This is a genomic window from Epilithonimonas hominis, from assembly GCF_003730015.1.
Lineage (GTDB): Bacteria > Bacteroidota > Bacteroidia > Flavobacteriales > Weeksellaceae > Epilithonimonas > Epilithonimonas hominis.
Genome location: NZ_RJTU01000047.1, coordinates 24,765 through 38,908 on the forward strand (window position 1 = coordinate 24,765; position 14,144 = coordinate 38,908).

13 protein-coding genes are annotated in these 14,144 nt (G+C 36.2%); 7 read left to right on the forward strand and 6 right to left on the reverse strand.

The window, feature by feature from the left end:
* The first annotated feature begins 69 nt into the window (after window positions 1-69).
* The 3 genes from EGH73_RS06930 (at window position 70) to EGH73_RS06940 (ending at window position 2,707) form a co-directional block, all read left to right on the forward strand.
* Complete coding sequence (locus tag EGH73_RS06930; protein WP_123281243.1) at window positions 70-972, forward strand: LpxD N-terminal domain-containing protein; 903 nt, start codon at window positions 70-72, stop codon at window positions 970-972.
* Window positions 973-1,081: 109 nt separating this feature from the next.
* Entirely contained in the window at window positions 1,082-1,954 is an 873-nt protein-coding gene (sucD, locus tag EGH73_RS06935) for a succinate--CoA ligase subunit alpha (protein ID WP_089769266.1), read from the forward strand.
* Window positions 1,955-2,047: 93 nt separating this feature from the next.
* Entirely contained in the window at window positions 2,048-2,707 is a 660-nt protein-coding gene (locus EGH73_RS06940; protein WP_123281244.1) for a porin family protein, read from the forward strand.
* A 33-nt stretch (window positions 2,708-2,740) separates the two neighbouring features.
* On the opposite strand, the gene recA is transcribed toward EGH73_RS06940, so the two are convergent.
* From recA to EGH73_RS06970, 6 genes are all read right to left on the reverse strand, one after another.
* Complete coding sequence (gene recA, locus EGH73_RS06945) at window positions 2,741-3,742, reverse strand: recombinase RecA (RefSeq protein WP_164467775.1); 1,002 nt, start codon at window positions 3,740-3,742, stop codon at window positions 2,741-2,743.
* Window positions 3,743-3,908: 166 nt separating this feature from the next.
* The gene (pyk, locus tag EGH73_RS06950) at window positions 3,909-5,354 is read right to left on the reverse strand and encodes a pyruvate kinase (RefSeq protein WP_089769272.1); all 1,446 of its coding nucleotides are present in this window, start codon (window positions 5,352-5,354) and stop codon (window positions 3,909-3,911) included.
* A complete protein-coding gene (locus tag EGH73_RS06955) occupies window positions 5,347-5,820 on the reverse strand; it encodes an IPExxxVDY family protein (protein ID WP_089769275.1) in 474 nt (157 codons plus the stop codon). The genes pyk and EGH73_RS06955 overlap by 8 nt, the downstream gene beginning before the upstream one ends.
* Window positions 5,795-6,565, reverse strand: a complete 771-nt coding sequence (gene rnc / locus EGH73_RS06960) for a ribonuclease III (RefSeq protein WP_089769277.1) — start codon at window positions 6,563-6,565, stop codon at window positions 5,795-5,797. The genes EGH73_RS06955 and rnc overlap by 26 nt, the downstream gene beginning before the upstream one ends.
* A gap of 12 nt (window positions 6,566-6,577) precedes the next feature.
* The gene (fabF, locus tag EGH73_RS06965; protein WP_123281245.1) at window positions 6,578-7,825 is read right to left on the reverse strand and encodes a beta-ketoacyl-ACP synthase II; all 1,248 of its coding nucleotides are present in this window, start codon (window positions 7,823-7,825) and stop codon (window positions 6,578-6,580) included.
* Window positions 7,826-7,850: 25 nt separating this feature from the next.
* Window positions 7,851-8,090, reverse strand: a complete 240-nt coding sequence (locus EGH73_RS06970; protein WP_002976354.1) for an acyl carrier protein — start codon at window positions 8,088-8,090, stop codon at window positions 7,851-7,853.
* Between the two features lie 179 nt (window positions 8,091-8,269).
* On the opposite strand from EGH73_RS06970, the gene folE reads away from it, so the two are divergent.
* The 4 genes from folE (at window position 8,270) to EGH73_RS06990 (ending at window position 14,061) form a co-directional block, all read left to right on the forward strand.
* The gene (gene folE / locus EGH73_RS06975) at window positions 8,270-8,935 is read left to right on the forward strand and encodes a GTP cyclohydrolase I FolE (protein ID WP_089769281.1); all 666 of its coding nucleotides are present in this window, start codon (window positions 8,270-8,272) and stop codon (window positions 8,933-8,935) included.
* Window positions 8,936-9,052: 117 nt separating this feature from the next.
* A complete protein-coding gene (cysS, locus tag EGH73_RS06980; RefSeq protein ID WP_123281246.1) occupies window positions 9,053-10,522 on the forward strand; it encodes a cysteine--tRNA ligase in 1,470 nt (489 codons plus the stop codon).
* Window positions 10,523-10,621: 99 nt separating this feature from the next.
* Complete coding sequence (locus EGH73_RS06985) at window positions 10,622-11,338, forward strand: hypothetical protein (protein WP_148041686.1); 717 nt, start codon at window positions 10,622-10,624, stop codon at window positions 11,336-11,338.
* Between the two features lie 71 nt (window positions 11,339-11,409).
* Window positions 11,410-14,061 (forward strand): 4-alpha-glucanotransferase, encoded by a 2,652-nt coding sequence (locus EGH73_RS06990; protein WP_123281248.1) that lies wholly within the window; start codon window positions 11,410-11,412, stop codon window positions 14,059-14,061.
* Window positions 14,062-14,144: the final 83 nt, after the last annotated feature.

The window sequence follows — 14,144 nt, forward strand, 5'->3', positions numbered from 1 at the left end:
GTTATAGGCTGGAGGTTATATCTTCCAGCTTTTTCTTTTTTAATAATAAATTTAAAATCATTTATCAAAATGACTTTTAATCAACCTCAGACTTTAAAAACTATTGCCGAAATTATCGGTGCAAAATACATTGGAGACGAGAGTTTTCCAGTATTGGGAAGCAATGAAATCCATATGGTTAGGCCAGGTGATATTGTTTTTGTTAATCATCCAAAATATTATGACAAAGCACTCAAATCTGCGGCAACGGTTATTTTAATCGACAAAGAAGTAGACTGTCCCGCCGGAAAAGCACTCTTAGTTTCGGATGACCCTTTTCGGGATTTCAATAGAATCAATACCCATTTTACAAGGATTTCTAATTTCAAAGAAGAACTTCACGATTTGGAAGTAGGTGACGGAACATTTATTCATCCATCTGTAGTTATTGGGAATGATGTGAAAATAGGAAAAAACGCACACATTTTTCCAAATGTTGTGCTGGGAGATAGAACGGTAATTGGTGATAACGTTGTGATTCAGGCTAATACAGTTATTGGAGGCGATGCTTTTTATTATAGAAAGCTGAACGGCAACTTCGATAGAATGATTTCTGTAGGAAACGTTGTTATAGAAAATAATGTGGAAATTGGCAATTGCTGCACGATTGACCGTGGTGTAACGGCTTCTACAACTATCGGGGAAGGCAGTATTCTTGACAATCAAATCCAGATAGGTCACGACACAGTGGTTGGAAAAAGATGTCTGATAGCCTCGCAGACGGGAATTGCGGGATGCTGTATTATCGAAGATGAAGTGACAATTTGGGGTCAAGTAGGAATGGCCTCGGGTGTAAGAGTTGAAAAAGGAACTGTTCTTCTTGCCAAAGCAGGTGTAAACAGAAATCTTAAAAAAGGAACTTATTTCGGTCCAATAGCAGAAGAATTTCGTGAGTATCTCAGAAAAGAAGTCAAACTCAAAAATCTGAAGTAAATCATATTTAATTAATTCAAAAAATCTTCAATAGCAAGAAAGTTTTGAATTATTATCGTTATTTTTGCGAATAACAAAACTTTGTAAAATCAATAAATTATAATAAAAAATGTCAGTATTAGTAAACAAAGATTCTAAGGTTATCGTACAAGGATTTACAGGTAACGAAGGTACTTTTCATGCAGGCCAGATGATCGATTACGGAACCAACGTTGTCGGAGGAGTAACCCCTGGAAAGGGTGGGACAGAGCATCTTGGTAAGCCTGTTTTCAATTCTGTTGCTGAAGCTGTAGAAAAAGCTGGAGCAAACGTGAGCATTATCTTTGTACCGCCTGCCTTTGCTGCAGATGCTGTGATGGAAGCCGCTGAAGCCGGAATCAAAGTGATTGTATGTATTACGGAAGGAATTCCTGTTGCTGATATGGTGAAAGTAAAAGATTATATCCAAGATAGAGATGTTCGTTTGATCGGTCCAAACTGTCCTGGTATCATCACTTCGGATGAAGCAAAAATCGGAATTATGCCAGGTTTTGTCTTCAAAAAAGGAAAAGTAGGTATCGTTTCAAAATCCGGAACACTTACGTATGAAGCAGCTGATCAAGTTGTAAAAGCTGGATATGGCGTTTCTACGGCTATCGGAATTGGTGGTGATCCAATCATCGGAACTACAACAAAAGAAGCTTTAGAACTGTTTATTAACGATCCTGAAACTGAAGCTGTGGTAATGATTGGAGAGATTGGCGGATCTTTAGAAGCAGAAGCTGCTAGATGGTATAAAGCAAGTGGTTCTACGAAACCTGTTGTAGGTTTCATCGCAGGACAAACTGCGCCTAAAGGTAGAACTATGGGACACGCTGGAGCTATCGTAGGTGGTGCAGATGATACTGCTCAGGCTAAAATGGCAATTATGAAAGAAAACGGAATTCACGTAGTAGATTCTCCTGCTGAAATTGGGAAAACTGTAGCAGCTGTTTTATCATAAAGCAATTTCATAAATAATATATTTTGAGAAGCTCCAGCAGAGCTTCTCATTTTTTTTGTCTAAATTTGAGCCAGAAATTTATAAAACACGAATATGAAAAAAATCCTTTTCGGTTCTCTATTTTTAATGTCATTTTTTTCGAAGGCACAAATAGATTTCAGGTCAACCGAATTTGGTCTTGTGGCTGGAGGTACATATTCCAGAGTTAAAAATGCCCATAACCCATCAGGTCCTAGATTTTCTATTTTAGGGGGTATTACAGCACAAGTGCCTATTGGTGTTGCCGAGCAGTTTTACATTCAGGCAGAGGCTCTGTATTTTGGTGCAGGAGAAGGAGGCGATAAAACTTATGAAAAAGCCAAAGGTTGGGATCATGCCGTTTACGCTACTAATTATCTAAGTGTTCCCATCAATTTTAAAGCCTATTTTTCCGAAGCAGAATCTGAATTTTTTGGCTTGATTGGCCCGAGATTCAATTTTCTTATTGATCAGAAGGTGAAAAACCCTGCAAAAGTTTCCTACCGAGAAGAAACCTTTGGTAAAGCCAATTCTTTCAATTTTGGACTAGGTGCAGGAATTGGTTTTAGTTATAAGAGACAATTAGAAATGGCGTTGAAATACGATATAGGTCTGTCGGATGCTTTCCCCGATCTAAAGAATTCACCTGAGGAAATTGCAACTTTAGATGCAAATGTCGCAAAGAAAAAAACAGAACAAGTGATAAGTCTTGGAGTGACATATTTCTTTAAATAATATAAAAGGCTGTGAATTTTCACAGCCTTTGTTTTATTTTTGTTTGATCAGTTCTTTGATTTTATTTTCGATGTCTTCGGATAGTTCAGGATTGTCTTTCAAAACATCTTTTACAGCGTCTCTTCCTTGCCCTAATTTGGTATCATCATAGCTGAACCAAGATCCGCTTTTTTTGACAACTCCAAGATCTACGGCCGTATCTAGAATCTCACCAACTTTAGAAACACCTTCACCGTACATTATATCAAACTCAGCTTGTTTAAAAGGAGGAGCAACTTTGTTTTTAACAATCTTAACCTTCACTCTACTACCAATAGCTTCATCACCATTTTTAATTGGAGCACTTGCTTTTCTGATATCGATTCTTACCGATGCATAAAATTTAAGCGCATTACCGCCCGTCGTAGTTTCCGGATTTCCAAACATTACACCAATTTTTTCACGAAGCTGATTGATGAATATGACAGTACATTTTGTTCTGTTAATGGTTGCTGTTAATTTTCTCAATGCCTGAGACATCAATCTTGCATGAAGTCCCATCTTAGAGTCACCCATTTCACCTTCTATTTCCGCTTTTGGTGTCAGTGCGGCAACGGAGTCAATTACTACAATGTCAATAGCTCCAGAACGGATCAGATTGTCTGCAATTTCTAAGGCTTGCTCACCATTATCAGGCTGGGAAATAATTAGATTTTCCAGATCAATTCCCAACTTTGCTGCATAATTTCTATCAAAAGCGTGCTCAGCATCTATAAAAGCAGCGATTCCGCCAGCTTTTTGAGCCTCTGCAATAGCGTGAAGCGTTAATGTTGTTTTACCAGAAGATTCAGGTCCGTAAATCTCAATAATTCTACCTCTTGGATATCCGCCAACACCTAAAGCAAGATCAATTCCTAATGATCCGGAAGGAATAACTTCTATTGTAGTGTCTACAGAATCTTCACCCAAAGTCATCACGGTGCCTTTTCCATAGGTTTTATCTAGTTTTTCTAGCACTAGCTGGAGTGCTTTTTTCTTATCGTCAGTACTGCTCATTATAATAATAAATTATTCTCAAAAATAATCATTTTAATTCTTAATTGCTAATTTTTTGTTCTAAGAGAAAGTTAAAAAACTTATTTTTTACTTAAATATCATTCCATAAAAATAAAAAAATCCGAAGTTTTATGCTTCGGATTTTTTAAATATTGATTGAATATTATTAAATCGTAGATAATCTCAATGTATTGGTTTTGCCTCCATTATGAACTGGCATTGCATTCAGATTCACCACAAAATCACCTTGTTCCACAATGCCGTAATTATGCGTCAGCATATTCACCTGAATTACTGTTTCATCAGTAGATTTCTGCATATCGTAATAAAATGCTCTAACTCCCCAAAGCAGATTCAGCATAGTAATAACACGTTTATTAGAACTGAAAACGATGATGTGAGAAGATGGTCTGTGTGCTGAGATCTGAAATGCTGTATAGCCAGAAGCCGTAAGCGTTACAATAGCTTCTGCTCCAGTAGATCTTGCAATATCAACCGCTGAACGGCACACTTTATCAGTAATAAATCTCTCGTCTACACAGTTTATTTTTTCTTCTATAACGTGATTTAGTTTTGAATATAAAGCTGTTTTTTCAATATTCTTAACAATTTTAGCCATATTTCTAACCACGTCTACAGGATATTTTCCTACAGATGTTTCTCCGGAAAGCATCACCGCATCTGCACCATCTAAAACTGAGTTTGCAACGTCATTTACTTCCGCTCTTGTAGGTGTCAAGCTATTAATCATCGTTTCCATCATCTGTGTGGCGATGATAACAGGTTTTGCATAAAGTCTTGCTTTGTTAACAAGATTTTTTTGAATTACAGGGACCTGCTCCATAGGAACTTCAACACCTAGATCTCCTCTTGCAACCATCAAGCAATCACACTCCATCAAAATTTCATCGATGTTTTTAACACCTTCTGGCTTTTCGATTTTAGCAATGATTGGTGTTTTTGTTTTATTGGTTGGATGTTTTGCCATCAATTCTTTCAAATCGATAATATCTTGTGCGTGACGCACGAATGATAAAGCGATCCAATCTAGCTCAAGGTCCAACATAAAGTTAGCATCCTCGATATCTTTTTCTGTCAAAGCAGGAAGAGAAACATTGGTGTTAGGAAGATTAACACCTTTTTTAGAACTCAATGGTCCACCTTGTATTGTTTTAGCTCTTACTGTATCTAAATTATTAGTTTCAATAACTTCAAGAACCAATTTTCCGTCATCAATCAAGATTCTTTCACCAACTTTTACATCTTGAGGGAACTTCTCGTAAGTCATATAAACTTTAGTCGCATCGCCTTCCATTTTTTCGTTTGTGAAAGTAAGAACGTCTCCCGGGTTAAGGAAAGAACCTTCTTTCACCACACCAACTCTTAATTTTGGACCTTGTAAATCTCCCAAAATAGAGACGGAGTAACCATATTCTTTATTGATTTCACGAATTATCTCAACATTTCTTTTCACCAATTCGTAATCGGCGTGAGAAAAATTAATTCTAAACACATCAACACCAGCTTGTATCATCTGTATCATCGTCTCCTTGCTAGAAGTAGCAGGGCCTAGTGTTGCAATTATTTTTGTTTTTTTTAGGTTCTTATTCATAATATTGAATTAATTGATAAAGTTCTTCATCAGAACTTAATAAGTATTCCTGAATTTGAAATACAAGATTTTCAGGGAGCAAAATTAATGAAAAATCCGTAAACATATCAGAATTAGTTAAAATGTAGTCGGCATCCTGATGCAGATTTAGTAAAAATTTAATATTCGATTCATCTAAAAAAAGCTGGTTTTGTGCTTTTTTTTGCTCAGAACGAATCGACTTGTTAGATATAAAGCTATAACAGTTCTTGGAAAACTTATCATAGGCCTGATATCTTGAAAAAAAATGGTCAAAATATTCTCCGCTGATTACGATGTCATCAATCCTTTTAAAATTAAAATCATTGATCTTGTTCAGGAGAAAAAAAAATTCGTGCTCAGGAATTGATTTTATAAGTCTTATCAATCCTATATTGATCTCAGAAAGATCTTCTTCTAGCTTAAGAAATTGTTTTTTGATTTTCAATAATATTTTCTTTTTTACTCAGGACATAAAACGCCCTTTTAGCAGCTTTCTCTTCAGCTTTCTTTTTAGAAGCTTCTAGAGCATTAGATATTTTTTCATTTTGTAACCAAACGTGGCATCGAAATAAGATCGTTTTATTCGGCTGAATTTCTTCGCAGGTTTCGTATCTAATAGAAACTTTCTTTTTTTGACTCCATTCTAGTAAGAGGCCTTTATAACTGATAATCTTGTTTTCCAGCTTGTTAATTGTGGAAGGAGTTAATATCCTGTCCAGAACTATCTTTTTGCAGAATTCATAATCTATATCAAGGTAAATGGCTCCAATAAGCGCTTCTAGGAGGTTACCGGAAATGTTTTCACTCAGAATGATCTGGGATGTATCAACCTGTAAAAGGCTGCTGAGTTTTAGGTCTTCACCTAGCTTATTTAGGTTTTTCCGATTGACAATCTTGGATTTCATCTGCGTGAGAAACCCCTCGTTTTCATTCGGGTAAGTCTGAAAAAGATGGCAAGAAATAATGGTACCTAAAACAGAATCCCCTAAAAACTCAAGACGTTCGTAATTTTTTTTATTCGTACTTTTTGTAGAGGATTTCAGTGAGAAAGCCTCCTTAAAGATTTCCAGATTATGGATGTTATAGCCCACAATATGAGAAATATTTTTGCGAAAAAGAAGATCTTTTTCCGAAAGTTTTTGTGTTCTGTTTTTAGGAAGAAATTTGAAAAAATAATTTTTCAACTCCATAAAAACCTCAAATTATATTTTTTTGAAAAGAACGCACGCATTGTGGCCTCCAAAACCGAAAGTATTACTCATCGCAATGTCAACATTTTTTTCTACCGCATTGTTAAAGGTAAAGTTGAGTCTGCTGTCAATGTTTTCATCGTCAGTAAAATGGTTGATGGTTGGCGGAACAATTCCGTGTATAATAGTGTGCAATGCAGCAATAGCCTCAATAACTCCGGCCGCTCCGAGAAGATGTCCTGTCATTGATTTTGTAGAATTAATCTGAATATCAAAAGCGTGCTCTCCGAATAATCTTGCAATAGCATTGGATTCTGCAATGTCTCCTAAAGGAGTAGAAGTACCATGCATATTGATATGGTCTACTTCGTCAGCAGTTACACCTGCATCTTCCAAACAGTTTTTCATTACCAGATAAGCGCCAAGACCTTCAGGGTGGGGTGCTGTCATGTGATGTGCATCTGCACTCATGCCGCCGCCAGCTAATTCTGCATAAATTGTTGCTCCTCGTTTTTTTGCATGTTCATATTCTTCAAGTATGATACATCCAGCACCTTCACCTAGGACAAAACCATCTCTGTCTTTATCAAAAGGTCGCGAAGCTGTTTTCGGATCATCATTTCTTGTAGAAAGTGCGTGCATTGCATTGAATCCTCCCATTCCGCTAGCTGTAACAGCTGCTTCGGAACCACCGCAGACGATAACGTCTGCTTTGCCAAGATTAATAAGCATTTTTGCATCTATCAAAGCGTTTGCAGATGATGCACAAGCAGAAACCGTGGTGTAGTTTGGTCCGTGGAATCCATACTCTATCGAGATGTTGCCGGGCGTGATATCTGCAATCATTTTGGGAATAAAGAAAGGATTAAACCTTGGGATATTATTGGAAGCTGCCCAGCCAAGAACTTCCGTTTCGAAAGTTTCCAGTCCGCCGATTCCTGATCCCCAGATTACTCCAACACGATCCTTATTCACTTCATCTTCAATAAGTCTGCTGTGCGCAATGGCTTCTCTTGCGGCAATTTGGCCGAATTGAGAATTTCTGTCCATTTTCTTTGCTTCTTTTTTATCGAAATAATTAAGCGCATTGAAATTTTTTACCTCGCAGGCAAACTTAGTTTTAAAATTAGTGGAATCAAAAAGAGTAATAGGAGCAGCGCCGCTCTCTCCTTTGATAAGGTTTTCCCAGTATTCTTTAGCATTATTTCCGATGGGTGTAATAGCGCCGAAGCCGGTTACAACTACTCTTTTTAATTCCATAAATTTTTTTGGTATAGATAAAATATTATTTATTTACAACTTCTTCGATGTAAGCAATAGCGTGACCTACAGTTGTAATTTTTTCTGCTTGATCATCAGGAATCTGAATGTTGAATTCTTTTTCGAATTCCATGATTAGTTCTACAGTATCCAATGAATCAGCTCCTAAATCATTAGTGAAGCTAGCTTCTGGAGTTACTTCTGTTTCTTCAACGTCAAGCTTATCAGCGATGATAGCTTTTACTCTTGATGCAATGTCTGACATAATATTTATTTTTAATTAATGTTAATTTGGTGCAAATATATAAAAATTCAAATCATTTCAATTTTTTTTTAGTTTTTTAGCCGTTGTGGGATTCTATCTTTTTTATAATCAAATCTTTAAAATTACAATAGTTATGGTCTGAAAATTTCCTTATTTTTGCGTCTTATTACGAAAATATTATGGAACAATTTCCGGATAATGATGACGATGTTTTCACTGGTAAGGAACATACACCTCTGAGAAATGATGCTTTTGAGCTTGATCCCGATAAAAAGATTAGGAAAATTGAAGGGCTTTTTGCCGAAATAATGCATACCTTAGGACTTGATATGACGGACGACTCTTTAAAGGACTCGCCAAAAAGAGTGGCCAAGATGTATGTCAATGAAATTTTTGGCGGTTTGCTACCTGAAAATAAACCAGCAATTTCCACTTTTAAAAATCAGTACAAGTACAGACAGATGCTGGTGGAAAAAGATATTACGGTTTATTCTTTCTGTGAACATCACTTTTTGCCTATCATAGGAAAAGCGCACGTTGCTTATATTTCCAATGGTGAGGTAATAGGTCTGTCTAAGATCAACAGAATTGTAGATTATTATGCCAAACGTCCGCAGGTACAGGAAAGACTGACAATGCAGATAGTGGATGCGTTGAAGGATGCTTTGGGTACTAATAATGTAGCTTGTATCATCGATGCAAAACATCTTTGTGTGAATTGCAGAGGAATAAAAGATACGGCAAGTTCTACGATTACAGCAGAACTAAGCGGGATTTTCAGAACGAATCCAATTACAAGACAAGAGTTTCTGCATTATGTAGGAAGTCACGCAAAATTTGATTAATAATGATAAAATTTAAAAAAGAATTGAACAAAATCTTTATTACAACAATTATTTGTTGTTGATTTTTGTGTTAATATTTTAATCATTAATCAACTATCATTCATCATTTACAAAAAGATGCAACTAAAAATATACAACTCGCTATCAGGCGAAAAAGAATTTTTCAAACCCATATTAGAAGGTAATATCGGGATGTACGTTTGTGGACCGACGGTTTATAGTAATGTGCATTTGGGCAATGTAAGAACTTTTTTGTCCTTCGATTTTATTTACAGAAGTCTTCAGTTCCTTGGCTATAAAGTCAGATATGTCAGAAATATTACCGATGCCGGACATTTGACGGACGATGGCGATATCAATAATGACAGATTCATCAAACAATCCAGATTAGAAAAACTGGAGCCGATGGAAATTGTACAAAAATATACAGTCGATTTTCACGAGGTTTTGAAGAAATTCAATCTGTTACCTCCAACCATTGAGCCGACTGCGACTGGTCACATCATCGAGCAATTGGAACTGACGAAACTATTGGTAGAAAAAGGTTTTGCTTACGAAAGTAACTGTTCGGTTTATTTCGATGTTTTGGAATACAATGCGAGAGGTCTTAATTATGGCGAATTGTCCCGAAGAAATATTGAGGAATTATTTGCAAATACAAGAGATTTGGATGGACAATTTGAGAAGAAAAATCCACAAGATTTCGCCCTTTGGAAAAAAGCATCGCCGGAACATATTATGAAATGGCCTTCGCCTTGGGGAGAAGGTTTCCCAGGCTGGCATCTGGAATGTACTGCTATGAGTACCAAATACTTGGGCGACCAATTTGATATTCACGGAGGTGGAATGGATTTGAAATTCCCACATCACGAATGTGAAATCGCTCAAGGAAAAGCTTGTAACGGCGTAGAGCCTGTGAAGTATTGGATGCACGCCAATATGCTGACTATGAACGGGCAAAGAATGAGTAAATCTACCGGAAATTATATTCTTCCAATGGAATTGATTACCGGAAATAATGATTTCTTTGAAAAGGCTTTTCATCCAAGTGTGTTGAGGTTTTGCTTTTTACAGGCACATTACAGAAGTGTTTTGGATATTTCTAATGATGCAATGTTGGCAAGTGAAAAAGGTTTCAATCGATTGATGGAAGCGGTTAAAATCCTTAATACGCAAGTTCAGGTGGAGGGAGTAGAAACATCTTCTTTTGATTATAAAAATTGGAAAGAAAAAGTGTTGGAAGCTTTGAACGATGATTTCAATAGTCCGATTTTGATTTCTCATTTATTCGAAGCGGTGAAGTTTATTTCGGCCTCAAAATTGGGTAAAGAAAGTATTTCGACGGAAGATTATGAAGATTTGAAACAATTCCTGAATGCCATTGTTTTTGATGTTTTAGGATTAGAAACCATTGAAGAATCTAATAATGATAAGCTGGATCAAACTTTGCAGGTTTTGATTGATTTGAGAAATCAAGCAAGAAAATCCAAAAATTGGGAACTTTCTGACCAAATCCGCGATCAACTTCTTGAAAAAGGAATCGAGCTGAAAGATGGGCGCGAGGGAACGACTTATGTTCTGAATTAAATTCATTACAATCATAAATGACAAAAATACGGTTAACGAAAGTTAAACCGTATTTTTGTTTTAGTAAAGAACTTTACTTTTGAATAAAATTAAACAATTTTGAAAAGACTTCTATTCTTTTACTTTCTCATAATCTCTATAGCAATTTGCTCTCAGACGATTTCTGGTACAGTGATTTCGGAGGAAAGCAACCCTATTTCAAAGGTTTTGATTGTGAATATGACTTCTAATCAAAAAGTTTATTCAGACAATGTTGGAAATTTTTCCATTGAAGGTAAAATTGGCGACGAACTTCGTTTTGCTAAAGAAAGATACAAAGGCGAGAAAATAATTATCAGCAATAACTTATTCAAAGTTGTTCTTCAGCAATTGCCACAGGAAATAGAAGAAGTGAAAATCATCAACAAAAGACTTGCGGAATCTCAGGAAGAAAAACTCAGAACAGATATTGGACTCCCAAAAGGACCAGAAAAACTCCGTGAAAAACCAGCCGATTTAGCCGATGATTTCCTAAGAATTCCACCTAAAGTTAATATTCAAAATATTTATGATGCTATTAGTGGAAAATCCAGACGACTAAAACGACTTTACAAATACGAAGACTTACAAGAAGGTTTGGCTTGGATTCAAAATAATATTGACTTAGAATATTTTGCTGAAGCAGGAATCTCGCCCGAAAAATTCAATGATTTTCTAATGTTTGCATTGCAAGATGAAAAAGTTCTGATGTATATGAAAGCCAAAAATATTGGTGGACTTACCGTTTCTTTGGATAATCATATTGGTGCATATATGGAAAAAATTGCTAAAAAATGATTTTTTTACAGGAATATTATTTATAATTCAATAAATCATTAAATTGCGTCCATATTAATAGACCTTAATAAATGAAACTATACTTTAGTGTTAACTTCGGAACAAAAGTTGGCCAGCGACTCGTTTTGCGCCTGTTTGAGGACAAAAACGAGCATCGGGACTACGACTTGACTTATTCCGAAAATAACAACTGGACCACAGAAATTGATTATTTTTCAAAATCAATTCTCTACAAATATCTTGTCGTGAACGAAGATGGGGAAGTTTTGGAGGAAGAGATTCCTTTTCACAAGCTCAATCTTCCAAACAGTTTTAAAGAATTTGTAATCTTTGACCAATGGAATCTCAAAAACTTTCCTGAAAATTATTTAACCAACAAAATTCTGCATAATCGTTTGCAAGGTTTTCAGCCTGCAAAACAACCGGTTGTTAAGAAGCATACGCATCTTTTCAGAATAGAAGCGCCACTTTATCATCCAAATTGGCAATTGGTTTTGGTTGGAAATGTGGATGCTCTGGGAAATTGGGATTACGAAAAAGCTGTTGAACTGAGCGAAACAGATTACGGCGTTTGGGAAACCGGCGTTGAAATTAATTCTCATCAGACAATTCTTTACAAATACGCGATTAAAGATAAAAATACAGGAAAAGTTTTTTACATAGAGCCAAACGAAAATCGTTGGGTTTTTGGAAATCCAAATAAGGATATTCTTTATGTGAAAGCGGACCATTATTTCAAATTCGATAATCACACACTTTGGCATTCTGCGGGCGTTGCGGTTCCTGTTTTTTCTTTGAGAACTGATGACGGTTTCGGTGTTGGAGAATTTCCTGATATCAAAAAATTGGGAGATTGGGCTAATGAAACCAAATTGTCTGTCATCCAAATTTTGCCGATCAACGATACAACTGCAAATTACACCTGGACGGATTCTTATCCTTACGCCGCGATTTCGGTTTATGCACTTCATCCGCAATATCTCTCGATAGAGAAATTAGAATATGCTTTGCCGAAAGATTTGGTTGAAGATTATCAGGCAAAAAAAGCAGAACTGAATGCTTTAAGTCTGATTGACTACGAGCAGATGATTTCCGGAAAATGGAAATACGCAACGGCTGTTTTCGAAGCAAATCAAGAAGCGATTCTTAAAGATAAAAACTTCAAAAAGTTCATTAAAGATAATGAGGAATGGCTGATGCCTTATTCTGCATTTTGTGTTTTAAGAGACAAATACAAAACGCCCAATTTTAATGAATGGAAGACTCATAAAAAATATGTTGCCGGAAAAGTAGCGACACTTTATTCACCAAAACATAAAGAATATTCTCAATTAATGCTTCACGCTTGGGTGCAGTATCAATTGCATTTGCAACTGCAAGATGCTGTAGAATATCTTCATAAATTGGGAATTTCCGTGAAAGGAGATTTGCCGATAGGGATTTATAGATATTCTGTAGAAGCTTGGACAGAGCCGGAATTGTTCGGAATGGATTTTCAAGCTGGAGCACCGCCAGATCAATTCTCGGATTTGGGACAAAACTGGGAATTCCCGACTTACAATTGGGAAGTAATGAAAGCCGACGGTTACCAATGGTGGAAAAAACGTTTCAAAGTCTTAGAACAATATTTTGATGCCATGAGAATCGACCATATTCTTGGATTTTTCAGAATCTGGAGAATGCCGATTTCTGCGACTCAAGGTTTGTTGGGTTATTTTTATCCGGCGCTTCCTGTGACTGAGAAAGAGTTTGCAGGCAGACAGATTCCGTTTAATTTTGACCGTTATGTAAAACCGTTTGTGAATGACCCGATTCTTTGGGAGAACTTCGGAGATGTGAAAGACAAAGTTCAAAATCATTTTTTTGATACTCATAATGGAACCATTACTTTCAAACCGGAATTTGACACCCAGAGAAAATTAACAGACTATTTCAAAAAAGAATCTTGGGATTGGGCAGAAGAAAAATTGATTTCTTTGGCTGGAAATGTTTTGTTTTTAACTGAAGAAACAGAAAACGGAACTGTTTATCATCCAAGATTTAATATTGCAAAAACGACTTCTTACAAATATCTTCCGGATTGGGAAAAAGCAAAACTGAGTGATGTTTACAATGATTATTTCTTCAAACGTCAGGATGGACTTTGGTATCAGAAAGCAATGGAAAAATTACCGGCTTTACTGAATTCTACAACAATGTTGATTTGTGGCGAAGATTTAGGATTGGTTCCGGATTCGGTTCCTGTGGTGATGGATAAGTTGGCGATTACCGCTTTGAAGGTTCAAAGAATGCCTTCTGAAAATATCGCTTGGTACGACCCAAAAAATGCAAGTTATCTTAACGTTGTTACAGCGTCTTCTCACGACAGTTCTACGCTAAGACAATGGTGGCACGAAGATAGAAATTTGACTCAGAAATATTTTAATCATCAATTAGGTCAATATGGAACTGCGCCTTGGGATCTAACTCCGGAATTGTCAGAAATGATAATGAAACAGCATCTTTACACGGATGCAATGTTGGCGATTTTCCCTATTCAGGAATTTTTGGCAACCGATCAAGAATTGATGAATCCGAATATGGATGAGGAGAGAATCAACAATCCTGCAGTTTTCCCACATTATTGGAGATACAGAATGCATCTGAAATTGGAAGATTTGAAAACCAAAGACAGGTTCAATCAAAAAATTGCAAGTTGGGTTGAAAACAGTGACCGATTTTAATCCGCAAAAATAAACTTTAAAGCCTTTCAAGTTTTTGAAAGGCTTTTTTTTGTTGAAAATTGTTGCTCTGATTATCAGATATA